This window comes from Nocardia sp. JMUB6875 (assembly GCF_041154655.1).
Classification (GTDB): domain Bacteria; phylum Actinomycetota; class Actinomycetes; order Mycobacteriales; family Mycobacteriaceae; genus Nocardia.
The window spans coordinates 1-13,660 of the sequence record NZ_BAAFGR010000184.1; the positions used below are offsets into that span (position 1 = coordinate 1).

The following is a 13,660-nucleotide window of genomic DNA, read 5'->3' on the forward strand; positions in this document are numbered from 1 at the left end:
CCACCACCCCCACCGACTCGATCAACCCCGACAACGCCGCACACGGCCCCTCCACCACCCGAGACAAATAAACCCAAGCCAACCGCCGCTCATCCGCATTCGAGACCTCAGCGCTCATGCGCCACCTCGCTGCCGAAAGCTCAGGGCCTGCAGGACATCCTGACCATTTGGCACCTCACCACCGCGCAAATCGCAAATGGTCCAGGCGACTCGGATGGCGCGATCCGCACCGCGGGCGGACATCCGCCCGTGCCGGAGCGCGTTCTCGACCGGGGCGAGAGCGTCGTGGGGCAACCGAAAACGCTGGCGGAGCACGTGTCCCGGTACCTCCGCGTTGGTGGCCATACCGAGTTCCGCCCAGCGCTTCGCGGCTGCCTCCCGAGCGGCGGTCACCCGTGCCCGGACCACCTCGCTGCCTTCGACCTCGTCGCCGGTGAACGCGCCAGCGGCCTGAGCATGCATCTGGACCGAGAGGTCTATGCGATCCATCAACGGTCCCGACAGTTTGCCCAGATACCTGCGCCGGGCCAGGGGCGCGCAGATGCAATCGATATCGCGGGCGGGTGCGCAGGGGCAGGGATTCGCGGCCAGAACCAACTGGAATCGGGCCGGATAACGGGAGACTCCGTCACGCCGGGCGATGCGAACCTCGCCCTCTTCCAAGGGAGTTCGCAATGCCTCCAACACCTTGGTGGAGATTTCCGCGCACTCATCGAGGAACAACACCCCGCGGTGGGCACAGCTCACCGCGCCCGGCCGTGCGGACCCCGAGCCGCCACCGATCATGGACGCGACCGACGACGAATGGTGCGGAGCCACGAAGGGTGGTGCGGTGACAAGCGGTGCGTCATCCGACAGCGTGCCCGCTACAGAGTGAATCGCGGTGACCTCCAGGGAATCCCGCTCGCGCAGTGGCGGCAGCAGCCCCGGAAGGCGTTGTGCCAGCATCGTTTTGCCGATGCCGGGTGGGCCGGTAAGGAGCAGGTGGTGACCGCCCGCCGCCGCGACCTCGAGAGCCCAGCGGGCCTCGTCCTGGCCCACGACCTCCCGCAGATCGCCGATAGACGGCGGAACCGGAGTCTGCATCGGTTCCGGGCGGGCCAGCTCGCCCCCTCCACGAAACCAATCCAGCAGTTCGATCAGCGTTCCCGCGCCGAGGACGCGGATGCCGTCGACCAGGCCCGCTTCGGGGAGGGCGTCGGTGGGGACGATGACGGTGCGGCGGCCTGCGGTGCGGGCGGCCAGGACTGCCGGGAGGATGCCGCGGACGCGGCGGACGCGGCCGTCCAGGGCCAGTTCGCCGAGGAGGACGGATTCGGCGAGGCGGTTGGAGGGGATTGCGCCGGCGGCGTCGAGGACGGCGCCGGCGAGGGCGAGGTCGTAGACGCTGCCGACCTTGGGGAGGGTGGCCGGGGACAGGGCCAGGATTACGCGGCCGTCGGGCCATTTCTCGCCGGAGTTGGTGACGGCGGCGCGGACCCGGTCGCGGGATTCCTGGAGGGTGGTGTCGGGGCGGCCGACGAGGTGGACCGATGGGAGGCCCTGGCCGATGTCGGCCTCGATCTCCACCAGCTGGCCTTCCACGCCGTTGACGGCCACCGAATACGCGCGTCCCAGGGGCATGTCAGAACACCGCCTTCAGATGGCGGATCTCGGGTTCGCGGCCCAGGCGCAGCAGGACCGCGACGACGTCGAAGCGGACGCGCCGCCACGGCCCGGGCTGTTCGCGCAGCCAGTATTGGGCGGCCGTGCGGATGCGCTGCTGTTTGAGGTAGGTGACGGCCTCCTGGGGCGGCCCGCAGGTGAGCCCGCGACGGGTCTTCACCTCCACGAAGACGGTGACCTCACCGTCGCGCCCGATGATGTCGATCTCGCCCGACCGGCACCGCCAGTTGCGGTCGACGATCTCCATTCCGGCCTCACGCAGAAACCGCGCGGCCAGTTCCTCCCCCTGCGCTCCCAGCGCCACATGCTGTGCCATGGAAGCCAGCATGGCCGGGCCCGCGACGGACCCGGCCATGCCGACCTGGGAAAACTGTGAAGCTGTGGATAAAACCGCGGCTGTGGATTACTCCGGAAGCCGCAGGTCGGTCTTCTCCAGCTCCTCGATATTCACGTCCTTGAAGGTGATGACGCGAACGTGCTTCACGAAGCGCGCGGGCCGGTACATGTCCCATACCCATGCATCCGACATCCGCACCTCGAAATACACCTCGCCATCGGCGTTCTGCGGACGCAGTTCGACGGAATTGGCGAGGTAGAAGCGACGTTCGGTCTCCACCACGTACGAGAATTGGCCGACGATGTCCTTGTACTCGCGGTACAGGGATAGCTCCATCTCGGTTTCGTACTTCTCGAGGTCCTCGGCGCTCATCGGGTGGAACGTCCTCCTTGTCGCCCAACTGGGTGTAGAGACATCATCCCGCATACGCCGTGTCGGTAGCCACTCGGCCGGTCTCCCGGACGTTTCGCCAGGACCGACGGTGCTCGGGGGTGATGCCGAGGCGGGTGAGCGCCTCATTGTGCTCCGGTGTGTTGTAACCCTTGTGGGCAGCGAAACCGTACCCCGGGTACTGCCGGTCCATCTCGACCATCATGCGATCCCGGGTCACCTTGGCCAGCACGCTGGCCGCCGCGATGCACGCCGCGGAGGCATCGCCGCCGATCACGGGCAGGTTCGGCACCGGAATCCCGGGCACCCGGAAGCCGTCGGTGAGCACGTATCCGGGCACCGGATCGAGCCCGGCCACGGCGCGGCGCATGCCCTCGATATTCGCGACGTGGATGCCGATGGCGTCGATCTCCCAGGCCGGTATCACCACCACCGACCAGGCCAGCGCCACCCGTTTGACGATCGGGAACAGCTGCTCGCGCACGTTCTCGGTGAGCTTCTTGGAATCGTCCAGACCGGCCAGCGAGGCGTACGCCTTGGGCGGCAGCAAACACGAGGCCACCACCAGCGGCCCGGCCGAGCAGCCGCGCCCGGCCTCGTCCACGCCCGCGACCGGACCCAACCCGCCGCGGATCAGCGCCGCCTCGAGCGTGCGCAGCCCGCCGGCCGGGCGCATGACCACGCGCGGCGGCCAGTCACCGCGGTCGATCCGCTGAATCTTCTTGCCGCCGCGCGGTTTCCGGCTCACGCCGGGCGCCGCGGCACCGCTCGCCATCTTCCCCACCGGTCGATTATCCCGCGGTCGTCACCGCTACTGGGGGTCCTGCGACTTGACCGGTCCGATCCGGCTCGGCGGCCAGATCTTGAACACGGCCTTGCCGCGCACGTCCTTGACGGGAACGGTGCCCTGCAGCTCATCGGTCATGTGGTAGCGGGAGTCGGCCGATTCGGCGCGGTTGTCGCCCATCACCCACAGGTTGCCCTCGGGCACCTTGACCTCGGGGAAGGCGCGGCCGGAGCCGCCGAAGGGAATGTCGGGGTGGGCCGGATCGAAGGGGTTGTTGAACTTCACGTACGGCTCGTCGAGGGACTTCCACTCGGCGCCGGGGGTGTTGTCCTTGACCATGACCCGCCCTTGCGCGTCACAGCATTTCACCGATTGCCCGCCGACCGCGATGACCCGCTTCACCAGATCGTTCTCGTCCGGCGGCACCAGGCCGAAGAACGACAGGAAGTTCTGCATCCCGCGAACCACGGTGTTGGAGGAGCGAATCGACTTGTAGTGGCTGTTCCACGAACTGGTCGGTCCGACGAACACCACCACATCACCCGGCTGCGGATCGCCGAAGTAGTAGCTCAGCTTCTCCACGTAGATGCGGTCGCCGGTGCAGCCCGCGCAGCCGTGCAGCGTGGGTTCCATGGACTGCGAGGGGATTACATAGGGCCGGCCGATGAACGTCACCAGCAGCGCCACAATGAGCGCCGCGAAACCGATCAGGATGGGCAACTCCTGCCAGAACGGGCGCTGCTTCTTCTTCGGCTTCGGCTGGGGGGTCTCGGGGATGTCGGCCCCGCTGCCATCGCCCGAACCGGACATCGTCACCGACTCGCTCTCGTCTGCCACGGAAGACAGAGTAGCCCGGCACCGCGAAGATCCATGCGGTGCCGGGCTACTCGGCGTCGGCGAGCCGACAATGTCCACTGTGGCGAGCCGACAATGTCCACTGTGAAGAACCGGACCCGACTCGGTCGGGCGGTCGCTACCTCAGCGCTTTTCCTTGATCTTGGCGGCCTTGCCGCGCAGATCGCGCAGGTAGTACAGCTTGGCGCGACGCACGTCACCGCGGGTCACGACCTCGATCTTGTCGAGGTTGGGGCTGTGCACCGGGAAGGTGCGCTCCACGCCGACACCGAACGAGACCTTGCGCACGGTGAAGGTCTCGCGGATGCCACCGTTCTGGCGGCGGATGACGACGCCCTTGAAGACCTGGATGCGCTCCTTGTTGCCTTCGATAACCTTCACGTGCACGTTGACCGTGTCACCCGGGCGGAAGTCCGGGATGTCGCTGCGCAGCGAGCTTGCGTCGACGAAGTCGAGGGTGTTCATTTCCGTCCTTATTGGAGTTCGCGCGAACAGAGGAACCTGGCGGCTGACCTCGCGAGAGGCGCTCGACCGGTTCGTGCTCCGGATAATTTGGGCGGTGCCCGGGCATGACTGCGCCCAAGGCAACCCGAGTATTGTGCCAGACCCGGCGACGCCGCTGGTAATCGGCCCCTACGTGCGGTTATTGGCGCGAGTGAGCGCGGACGCGATATCGGAGACCAGGGGCGGGTAATCGGTCGTCCCGGTGACGACTTGCAGGAAGACCAGTCGGTCCTGCTCGGCCGCCGCGGCCTTCAGGCATTCTCGCAATTCACCGATCGTGGTCGCGCGCAACGTCAGCACCGATTCGGCGTCGCCGCCGAAGGCGTGCGGCAATTCGGCCCAGCGCCACGGGGAAATGTCGTTGTAGGGCGCGTCGGGGCCGTGGATGGCGCGTTCGATGGCATAGCCGTTGTTGTCGACCAGGATGATGACGCCGTTCATCTGTTCGCGGATCCAGGTGCCGAGCTCCTGGATCGAGAGCTGGGCGGCGCCGTCACCGATGACGAGCACGGCACGGCGATCCGGACAGGCGATGCCCGCGCCGAGGGCGGCCGGGAGCGCGTAGCCGATCGAGCCCCACAGCGGCTGGCCCAGGAAGGTGATGCCGGTCGGCATGCGGAGGGTGGCCAGGCCGAAGAAGGCCGAGCCCTGATCGGCCACCACGATGTTGCTGTTGCCCAGCGCCTCGGCGACCAGCGGCCACAGCGCCGCCTGGGTGAGCGGGGCGTCGGCGGCGAACGGTTCGGCGAACGCGGTGTCGGTGTGGGCGGGAAGGGCTGCGGCAGGGGCGAATTCGGCGGTGAGCTCGGTGAGGATCTCCAGCGCGGCGGTCAGGGACAGCGGTGCGAACGCGTCCACTCCCCCGATGACCGTGCGCTCGGGACCGATGTCGATGGTCCGGCGGGGATCGATGCGCTGGCTGAATCCGGCGGTGATGCTGTCGGTGTACTGCACGCCGACGGTCACCAGTCGTTCGGCGGCCTCGACGGCGGCGCGGACCTCCGGCGGTGAGGCCGCGCCGGTGTAGATGCCGAGAAAGTTCGGGGCGGATTCGTCGACCACGGTCTTGCCCCAGGCCAGGGTGGCGTGCGGCAGGCCGTGCGCTTGCCCCGCGGACGGGCCGACCAGGGTTCGCAACCGGTCGGTCGCTCCGACCCGGTCGACGAAGACGTCGGCCAGCACGGTGACGCGGCGGCCGCCGAGGAATTCGCGCGCCGCGGCCGCGAAGGCCGCGCGGGCGCCCGCACTGGAGAAGTCGGCGGGCGGCGCCAGCGGCTCGGTGGGCCGGGACACCTCGAGGCGCGCGGTATCGGTGGCCAGCATCAGATATCCGGGCCGCCGGTGCACGCGCACCGAATTCAGCACCCGATCGATCTCCTGGCAGGCGTCGGCCGCGCCGAGATCGGCCTGGGCGCAGGTGACTTCGGCGGCGATGCGCCGGAAGTGGTGGAAGTCCCCGTCGCCGAGGGTGTGGTGGATGACGCGGTGGTGGGCCTGGATGTCCTTGGCCGGGACGCCCACGATGTGCACGACGGGCACATGCTCGGCGTAGCTGCCCGCGATGGCGTTGACCGCGCTCAGCTCGCCGACGCCGTAGGTGGTGACGACCGCGCCGATGCCGCGCAGGCGGGCGTAACCGTCGGCGGCATAGCCCGCATTGAGCTCGTTGGCGCTGCCGATCCACCGGATATCCGGGTGCGCGATGACGTGGTCGAGGAACTGGAGGTTGAAATCGCCCGGGACGCCGAAGATCTCGGTGACGCCGAGCTGGTGGAGCCGATCGAGCAGGTAGTCGCCGACAACGTAGCCCATGGGTCAACACTGGCACGCGAAACAGCAGTCAGCAACCTATTGGCTATCGACAGATTCCGGCCGATCCATCGACCTGGGCTCCTCGTCCTTCGAAGCCGCGTCCTTCGCGGCCGCGGACCGCTCGACCGGTTTCCACCCGCTGATCAGGTGCAGATGGGCCGACGGCGGCGGCGCGGGCGGGGCCGGGACCACGGTGCGGCTCAATTCCTCCTCGGCGGCGCGCAGCACGTGTTCGGCATCGGGCTTACCCGCGAGCAGATCCTGCACGAAAATCTTGGCGCGAATGACCGGACGGCGGTACCGGCGTTCGCGGCGCATGGCGCGGCGCATGAGCCCCTCGCCGTAGCGCCAGCGCGCCCAGGGGGCGCCGGGACGGCTCAGCCGCAGCGCGCCGATGACCAGCAGCGGCGGGAAGAACATCCCGAACAGACCGGTCCAAATCTTGCCCTTGGCGATGACCATCGCCGCGAGCAGCAGGTTCACCAGGGCGAAGGTGATCGTGAACAGCCGCTCGGGCACGTTCGGATCCTGCCGGAAATCGCGCACATTGCCGATGTCGAGCAGCCACAGCGGATGAAAACCCAACAGCAGCAAGCCCGTAACCGCGATTGCCACGAACACCGCGTCCACCGAGGTGCGCCCCTGCTCCTCCCAGTACACGTCGCGCAGGTAGTAGATGAGCGCGAACTCGTCGAGCACGAGCGCCGCGCCGACACCGAAAACCGCGGCCAGCGCGCTGATCACGCCGACGCTGCTCTGATACAGCGCGACCAGGCCCATTCCGGAGCCCAGCACCAGGATCACGCCGAACACCATGTGGTGGATGTGCACATCGCCCGCCCGCACATTGCCGGGCCACCAGCGCACCTGTTTGCGAATGAGCCGCACGCTGATTCGAATCAGCAGAAATCCGATGATGAACCCGAACAGCAGGCATGCCAGCGGCAATCGGCCGTGCGCCACCACGACATCTTCCCACCACCGATGCACATGCATGCCCGTGTCGTCTCCCGGAATCCTCGCGCGAACACCAACCCCAGCCACGCTACCCGCGCCGAAGCCCGGCGCGCCCGGATCCCAACCCGCCACGACGTGATGGAGCAACCCTCCAGCCAACGCCATCCGGCGGTCCGATGTGACTACGCTCACCCTCATGAAGCTCAGCACACGCAACCAACTCGACGGAACCGTCACCCAGGTCACCAAGGGTGAGGCCATGGCCGTGGTGCGCATCCGCCTCACCGGCGGTGACGAGATCACCTCCTCCATCACCCGCGACGCCGCCGAGGACCTCGCCCTCGCCAACGGCACCCCCGTGAAGGTCCTCATCAAGTCCACCGAGGTCTCCCTCGGCGTCGAATAGCTCCCTCCCGATCGAGCGGCCGAGGCGAATCCACCGGGCTCACCTCGGCCGCTTCGGTTTTCGCGGGCGGTTGTCGGTGGGCGGCGGTAGCGTCTGCCGTGAACCGCCGTCGATGAACGGGAGCAGTCGTGTTGGAGGAGATCGTCTTCGAGAGCGTGGCGCCCGTGATTCCGGTCCTGGATCTCGATGCCGCGCTGGACCGGTACCGCCGCCTGGGCTTCACCGCCCACGCCTATGACGGCGACGCCCGCTACGGCTTCGTCGACCGCGGCGAGGTCTCTCTACACCTCACCGAGTGGTCCGAGCACGACCCGAAGCGCACCGCGTCGGCGATCTACCTCTATGTCTCCGATGCCGACGCGCTCTACGCCGAATGGCTGGCCGCCGCCCTGCCCGGCCGTCTTATCCCACCGACTGACACCGACTACGGCCTACGCGAATTCGCCTACGTCGATCCCGACGGCACCCTGCACCGCGTCGGTTCTCCGTTGCCGCTCTGACCCCAAAGAATCCTGAGATGCCAAGCGGGCCCCGGGATTCCCGAGGCCCGCTTGGTTTTCGAGCTACTTGCCGAAACCGGCGCGGCGGAGGGCGTCCGCCATCGAGCCGCTCGGGGCGGACTGGTTGCGGCGGTCGTTGCCGCGGTTGCCGCCGCCCTGGCCGCCCTGGCGGTTGCCGCCTTGGCGGCCGCCGTTGTCGCGACCGCCGCCGCGCTGGCCGCCAGCCTGGTTGTTGCGGGGGCCGCGGTCGCCGCGGTCCGGCTTGGGTTTGCCGGGCTCGTCGTCGAGGCGCAGGGACAGGCCGATGCGCTGGCGCTGGACGTCGACCTCGAGGACCTTGACCTTGACCACGTCGCCGGACTTCACGACCTCGCGGGGGTCCTTCACGAAGTTGTGCGACAGGGCCGAGACGTGGACCAGGCCGTCCTGGTGGACGCCGACGTCGACGAACGCGCCGAAGGCGGCCACATTGGTGACGACGCCCTCGAGGATCATGCCGGGCTTCAGGTCGGCGACCTTCTCGATGCCCGCGGCGAATTCGGCGGTCTTGAACTCGGGGCGCGGGTCACGGCCGGGCTTCTCGAGTTCGGCGATGATGTCGGTGACCGTCGGAACACCGAACTGCTCATCGGTGAAGTCGGCGGGCCGCAGGGCGCGCAGGACCGTGGTGTTGCCGATGATCTCCTTGATCCCCTTACCGCTGGAATCGAGGATGCGGCGGACCACCGGGTACGCCTCGGGGTGCACGCCGGAGGTGTCGAGCGGATCGTCGCCCTCGCGAATGCGCAGGAAGCCCGCGCACTGCTCGAACGCCTTGGGGCCCAACCGCGGAACGTCCTTGAGCCCCGCGCGGCTGCGGAACGGACCGTTGGCGTCCCGGTGCGCCACAATGCTTTCCGCAATCGAGTTGGAGATGCCCGACACCCGCGACAGCAGCGGCACCGACGCGATATTCACGTCGACGCCGACGGCGTTCACCGCGTCCTCGACGACCGCGCCCAGCGAGCGCGCCAGCAGGGTCTCGGAGATGTCGTGCTGGTACTGGCCGACGCCGATGGACTTCGGATCGATCTTCACCAGCTCGGCCAGCGGGTCCTGCAGGCGGCGGGCGATGGAGACCGCGCCACGCAGAGAAACGTCCATATCGGGCAATTCGGCCGAGGCGTAGGCGGAGGCCGAGTAGACCGACGCGCCCGCCTCGGAGACGACCACCTTGGTGGGCTTGTTCTCCGGAATCCGCGAAATCAGTTCGGCGGCAAGCGCGTCGGTCTCACGCGAGGCGGTGCCGTTGCCGATGGCGATGAGCTCCACATTGAACCGCGCGACCAGCGCACCCAGCACGGCGAGCGACTTCTCGGTCTGCCCCTGCGGCTTGTGCGGGTAGATGACCTCGGTGGCCACCACCTTGCCGGTCGAATCGACCACGGCCACCTTCACGCCGGTGCGGTAGCCCGGGTCCAGTCCCATGGTGGTGCGCGTCCCCGCGGGCGCGGCCAGCAGCAGATCGCGCAGGTTGGCGGCGAACACGTCGACGGCGTCGCGTTCGGCGGACTGCCGCAACCGCATTCGCGTATCGATGCCCAGGCTCACCTGCAGCTTGGTCCGCCACGCCCACCGCACGGTGTCCAGCAGCCACGCGTCCGCGGCGCGCCCCTGATCGGCGATGCCGAACTTGATGGCGATGCGGCCCTCGTAGATCGAGCGCTGCCCGTCTTCGAGCTCCTCGGTGTCGGGTTCGAGGTGCAGGTTGAGCACCTCTTCCTTCTCACCGCGCAGCAGCGCCAGAATGCGATGCGAGGGCAGCTTGCTGAAGGGCTCGGAGAATTCGAAGTAGTCGGCGAACTTCGCGCCCGCCTCTTCCTTGCCCGGGCGCACCGTCGAGGAGATCTGCCCGCGCTCCCACATGAGCTCGCGCAGTTCGCCGACCAGGTCGGCGTCCTCGGCGAAGCGCTCCACCAGGATGGCCCGGGCGCCGTCGAGCTGTTCGGCGTTGTACTGGGCGGGATCGGTGGTCGGGTCGTTCAGCAGCGCGTCGGCCACGGGCTCGTGCCCGGCCTCGCGCGCGATCTGCGCCTTGGTGCGCCGCTTCGGCTTGAACGGCAGGTAGATGTCTTCCAGGCGGGCCTTGGTGTCGGCGAGCATGATCTGCGCGTGCAGCGCTTCGTCCAATTTGCCCTGGCCGCGAATGGATTCGATGATCGAGCCCCGGCGCTCGTCGAGTTCGCGCAGGTAGTGCAGGCGTTCGTCGAGGGTGCGTAGCTGCGCGTCGTCGAGCCCGCCGGTGACTTCCTTGCGGTATCGGGCGATGAACGGCACGGTCGACCCGGCGTCCAGCAGTTCGACGGCGGAGCGCACCTGCTCCTCGCGCACCCCGAGTTCGTCGGCGATACGCCTGCCGACGCTCGCGAGGCGAACGGTGCTCTCGGTGCTCGCCGCACCTGTGGATGCTGCGCTGACGGTTTCGGAGGCTGTCGTCACGCCCGCAGACACTACCGGCGCGACCTGACACCGCGAACAACCCCCACACACGATTCGGTCTCCGTCCCCACTTCGGCGCGCCAGGTCAATCACCTCACGCCACCGATGGCAGGATCACCAGGTGCCGATCCCGACTCTCCGCGAACAACTTCCGCGACACCCGCGCAGGGTCGCAGTGCGCACCGCGCTCGCAGCAACGATGCCGACGGGAGCGGTGGGTTGTCCGACTCGATCTACACCGTGACCAAGGACAGGATCCAAGTTATGCCGTGATTCCGGTCGAGCGATGAGGGGGTCAGCCGAAATTTCTTGGGGAGGCCTTGAATTCGGGGCAGTAGACGGTGACGGCGGCTTGGATTAGGCGTTGTTCGTAGCCCCACTGGTCGGTTGCTACAACGGGGGTGCCGGCGTGCAGGCGGGCGCAGACGTCCTTGCCCTCGGCGATCAGGCGCTGGCCGTCTTCGGTGTTCTCGTAGCCGGGCTGGGCGACGGTTTTGTCGCCTAGTTTGCTGAGGAACAGGGAGTCGACGTTGTCGGCGACTGCCTTGCCGCCGCCGAAGATGGCGGTGAAGAGGGCCAGGGCGGTCAGGGTCGCGCCGAGAAAGCCTTTGGGGTTGGGCATGATTGCTCCTTCGCGCGGGGCGCTAGGTCTCCGGGAGGAGGTCGGGGCGGCGTTCGGCGGTGCGTTGCAGGGACTGCTCGCGCCGCCACGCTTCGATCTTGGCGTGGTTGCCGGACAACAGGATTTCGGGGACGTCGAGGCCGCGCCAGGACACCGGGCGGGTGTAGGAGGGGCCCTCGAGGAGTCCATCGGAGAACGAATCCTGTTCGTGGGACTGCTGATTGCCGAGCACGCCTGGGATCAAACGGACGAACGCCTCGGTCATGACGAGCACGGCGGCCTCACCGCCGATGAGGACGTAGTCGCCGATGCTGACCTCTTCGACGCGCACGCGCCGCGCGGCGTCATCGAACACACGCTGGTCGATGCCCTCGTAGCGGCCGCACGCGAACACGATGTGCTTTTCGGTGGACCACCGCTGTGCGATCTCCTGCGTGAAAGGCACGCCCGCGGGCGTCGGCACCACCAGCAGCGCGTCGTCGGGGCACACCTCGTCCAGCGCGTCCCCCCACACGGTCGGTTTCATGACCATGCCGGGCCCGCCGCCGTACGGGGTGTCGTCCACGGACTTGTGCACGTCGTGCGTCCAGCGGCGCAGGTCGTGCACCTCGACCTCGAGCAGTCCCTTGTCGATGGCCTTGCCCAGCAAGGCCGCTCGCATCGGCTCGAGGTATTCGGGGAAGATCGTCACTACGTCGATACGCATGGCGCTACTCCGGGTCCAGCAGGCCCTCGGGCGGGTCGATGACGATCAGCCCGTCGGCGACCGACACGGTCGGCACCATGGCGAGCACGAACGGGACCAGGATCTCCCGGCCCGCGGGCGGGAACGCGTCCCCGGCCTTGATCGAAAGCAGTTCTCCCGCAGCGGAATGCAGCACCTCGTTGACGGTGCCGACCAGGGTCCCGTCGCCGAGTTCGACGCGCAGGCCCTCGAGTTCGTGATCGTAGTACTCGTCGGGATCCTCCGACGGCGGCAGTTCCGTCGATTCCACGACGAAGACCATGCCTCGCAACGCATCCGCGGCCGTGCGGTCGGCAATGCCATCCAGACGCAAGAGAAGCCGGCCCGAGTGCTCCCGGGCCGACTCCACTTCGAATTCCTGCGTCTGCTTGGCGCGCGGCAGCTTCCCCTTCAGGACGCTGCCGGGCGCGAACCGCAGTTCCGGCTCGTCGGTGCGGACTTCTACGACGAGTTCGCCGCGCACACCGTGCGATTTGGCGACCCGCCCGACGACCAGTTCCATCTACTGATCCGTGTCGACCACGTCGACGCGAATGCCCTTACCGCCGATCCCGGCGACCAGGGTGCGCAGCGCGGTCGCGGTACGACCGCCGCGACCGATCACCTTGCCCAGATCCTCCGGGTGCACGTGCACCTCGACGGTCCGGCCACGACGGCTGGTGATCAGCTCGACGTGGACGTCGTCGGGATTGGCGACGATGCCGCGAACCAGGTGCTCGACGGCATCGGCGACGACCGCGCTCATGACTACTCGGCGGCTTCGGTGGTGGCCTCAGCGGTCTCGGCCTCGGCGGCCTCGTCCTTCTTGGCGGCCTTCTTCTTGGGGGTGACGGCCTCGGCGACCGGCTCGTTGTCGGCGGCGGCGAGCGCGGCGTTGAACAGGTCGAGCTTGGACGGCTTCGGGGCCTTGACCTTCAGGGTGCCCTCGGCGCCCGGCAGGCCCTTGAACTTCTGCCAGTCACCGGTGATCTCCAGCAGGCGCTTCACCGGCTCGGTCGGCTGGGCGCCGACGGACAGCCAGTACTGGGCGCGCTCGGAATCGATCTGGATGAGCGAGGGCTCTTCCTTGGGCTGGTAGACGCCGATGGCCTCGATGGCGCGGCCGTCACGACGAGTACGGGCGTCGGCGATGACGACGCGGTACTGCGGGTTGCGGATCTTGCCCATACGGGTCAGCTTGATACGAACAGCCATGAGCTGATGCCTTTCAAATGGTTGGTCACGTCGCAATTCAGCAGCCCACGCGAGGTGGACCCGGTTTTGCGTCAAGTGCTGTGACCGCCGCGCGGTACGGAACCGGAGACGGGCTGACACTGTCCTCGATGAGGACGATCGTCCATTCTGCCAGAGCCCCCGCCGCTCGAAGAAATCGCCCCGACCACCCCGTGAAACACCACAGCCCACCGGGTGCGACCCGATGGGCTGCCTCAGCGCCGACGCTACTGCGGCCCGGGCCCGGAACTCCCCGACGTCAGGAACTTCACGATCACACCGGCCAGCACGGCAATGGCCAAGGTTTCGATGGACCCCACGGTCATCTCCTCATCACGTTCGAAACAACAAACGTCTGAAGCATGACCGATTCACTTCTCCGGCGTAGCC

General features: G+C 67.9%; 16 protein-coding genes. 2 read left to right on the plus strand and 14 right to left on the minus strand.

Going from position 1 to position 13,660, the window contains the following annotated elements:
* Positions 1–114: 114 nt before the first annotated feature.
* From ACAM49_RS33195 to ACAM49_RS33230, 8 genes are all read right to left on the minus strand, one after another.
* The gene (locus ACAM49_RS33195; RefSeq protein ID WP_369639502.1) at positions 115–1,623 is read right to left on the minus strand and encodes a YifB family Mg chelatase-like AAA ATPase; all 1,509 of its coding nucleotides are present in this window, start codon (positions 1,621–1,623) and stop codon (positions 115–117) included.
* 1 nt (position 1,624) lies between these two features.
* Entirely contained in the window at positions 1,625–1,981 is a 357-nt protein-coding gene (locus ACAM49_RS33200) for a YraN family protein (protein ID WP_369639510.1), read from the minus strand.
* An 87-nt stretch (positions 1,982–2,068) separates the two neighbouring features.
* Entirely contained in the window at positions 2,069–2,374 is a 306-nt protein-coding gene (locus tag ACAM49_RS33205) for a DUF2469 domain-containing protein (RefSeq protein WP_019929973.1), read from the minus strand.
* 43 nt (positions 2,375–2,417) lie between these two features.
* Positions 2,418–3,176: a ribonuclease HII gene (locus ACAM49_RS33210; RefSeq protein WP_369639503.1), complete on the minus strand. Its 759-nt coding sequence runs from the start codon at positions 3,174–3,176 to the stop codon at positions 2,418–2,420.
* Positions 3,177–3,203: 27 nt separating this feature from the next.
* Entirely contained in the window at positions 3,204–3,989 is a 786-nt protein-coding gene (lepB, locus tag ACAM49_RS33215) for a signal peptidase I (protein WP_369639511.1), read from the minus strand.
* 168 nt (positions 3,990–4,157) lie between these two features.
* Complete coding sequence (gene rplS, locus ACAM49_RS33220) at positions 4,158–4,499, minus strand: 50S ribosomal protein L19 (protein WP_033086110.1); 342 nt, start codon at positions 4,497–4,499, stop codon at positions 4,158–4,160.
* 168 nt (positions 4,500–4,667) lie between these two features.
* Entirely contained in the window at positions 4,668–6,350 is a 1,683-nt protein-coding gene (locus tag ACAM49_RS33225) for an alpha-keto acid decarboxylase family protein (RefSeq protein WP_369639504.1), read from the minus strand.
* Positions 6,351–6,386: 36 nt separating this feature from the next.
* Positions 6,387–7,346, minus strand: coding sequence for a hypothetical protein (locus ACAM49_RS33230; RefSeq protein WP_369639505.1), 960 nt, complete (start codon positions 7,344–7,346; stop codon positions 6,387–6,389).
* Between the two features lie 157 nt (positions 7,347–7,503).
* On the opposite strand from ACAM49_RS33230, the gene ACAM49_RS33235 reads away from it, so the two are divergent.
* Positions 7,504–7,713 (plus strand): molybdopterin-binding protein, encoded by a 210-nt coding sequence (locus ACAM49_RS33235; protein ID WP_369639506.1) that lies wholly within the window; start codon positions 7,504–7,506, stop codon positions 7,711–7,713.
* A gap of 140 nt (positions 7,714–7,853) precedes the next feature.
* Positions 7,854–8,213, plus strand: a complete 360-nt coding sequence (locus ACAM49_RS33240; protein WP_369639512.1) for a bleomycin resistance protein — start codon at positions 7,854–7,856, stop codon at positions 8,211–8,213.
* A gap of 63 nt (positions 8,214–8,276) precedes the next feature.
* Here the strand turns inward: ACAM49_RS33240 and ACAM49_RS33245 are convergent, their stop codons facing one another.
* The 6 genes from ACAM49_RS33245 to rpsP all read right to left on the minus strand — a co-directional run bounded on the left by ACAM49_RS33245 (position 8,277) and on the right by rpsP (position 13,252).
* Complete coding sequence (locus ACAM49_RS33245; RefSeq protein WP_369639513.1) at positions 8,277–10,601, minus strand: Tex family protein; 2,325 nt, start codon at positions 10,599–10,601, stop codon at positions 8,277–8,279.
* Positions 10,602–10,986: 385 nt separating this feature from the next.
* Positions 10,987–11,313: a DUF732 domain-containing protein gene (locus tag ACAM49_RS33250; protein ID WP_369639507.1), complete on the minus strand. Its 327-nt coding sequence runs from the start codon at positions 11,311–11,313 to the stop codon at positions 10,987–10,989.
* 22 nt (positions 11,314–11,335) lie between these two features.
* The gene (trmD, locus tag ACAM49_RS33255) at positions 11,336–12,019 is read right to left on the minus strand and encodes a tRNA (guanosine(37)-N1)-methyltransferase TrmD (RefSeq protein ID WP_369639508.1); all 684 of its coding nucleotides are present in this window, start codon (positions 12,017–12,019) and stop codon (positions 11,336–11,338) included.
* A 4-nt stretch (positions 12,020–12,023) separates the two neighbouring features.
* Positions 12,024–12,560: a ribosome maturation factor RimM gene (gene rimM / locus ACAM49_RS33260; protein WP_369639509.1), complete on the minus strand. Its 537-nt coding sequence runs from the start codon at positions 12,558–12,560 to the stop codon at positions 12,024–12,026.
* On the minus strand, positions 12,561–12,803 hold the full coding sequence (locus ACAM49_RS33265) for an RNA-binding protein (RefSeq protein ID WP_040810972.1): 243 nt from the start codon (positions 12,801–12,803) through the stop codon (positions 12,561–12,563). It abuts the gene before it with no gap.
* 2 nt (positions 12,804–12,805) lie between these two features.
* Positions 12,806–13,252 carry a 30S ribosomal protein S16 gene (gene rpsP / locus ACAM49_RS33270; protein ID WP_040810973.1) on the minus strand — a complete coding sequence of 149 codons (447 nt, stop codon included), beginning with the start codon at positions 13,250–13,252 and terminating at the stop codon, positions 12,806–12,808.
* Positions 13,253–13,660 lie beyond the last annotated feature (408 nt).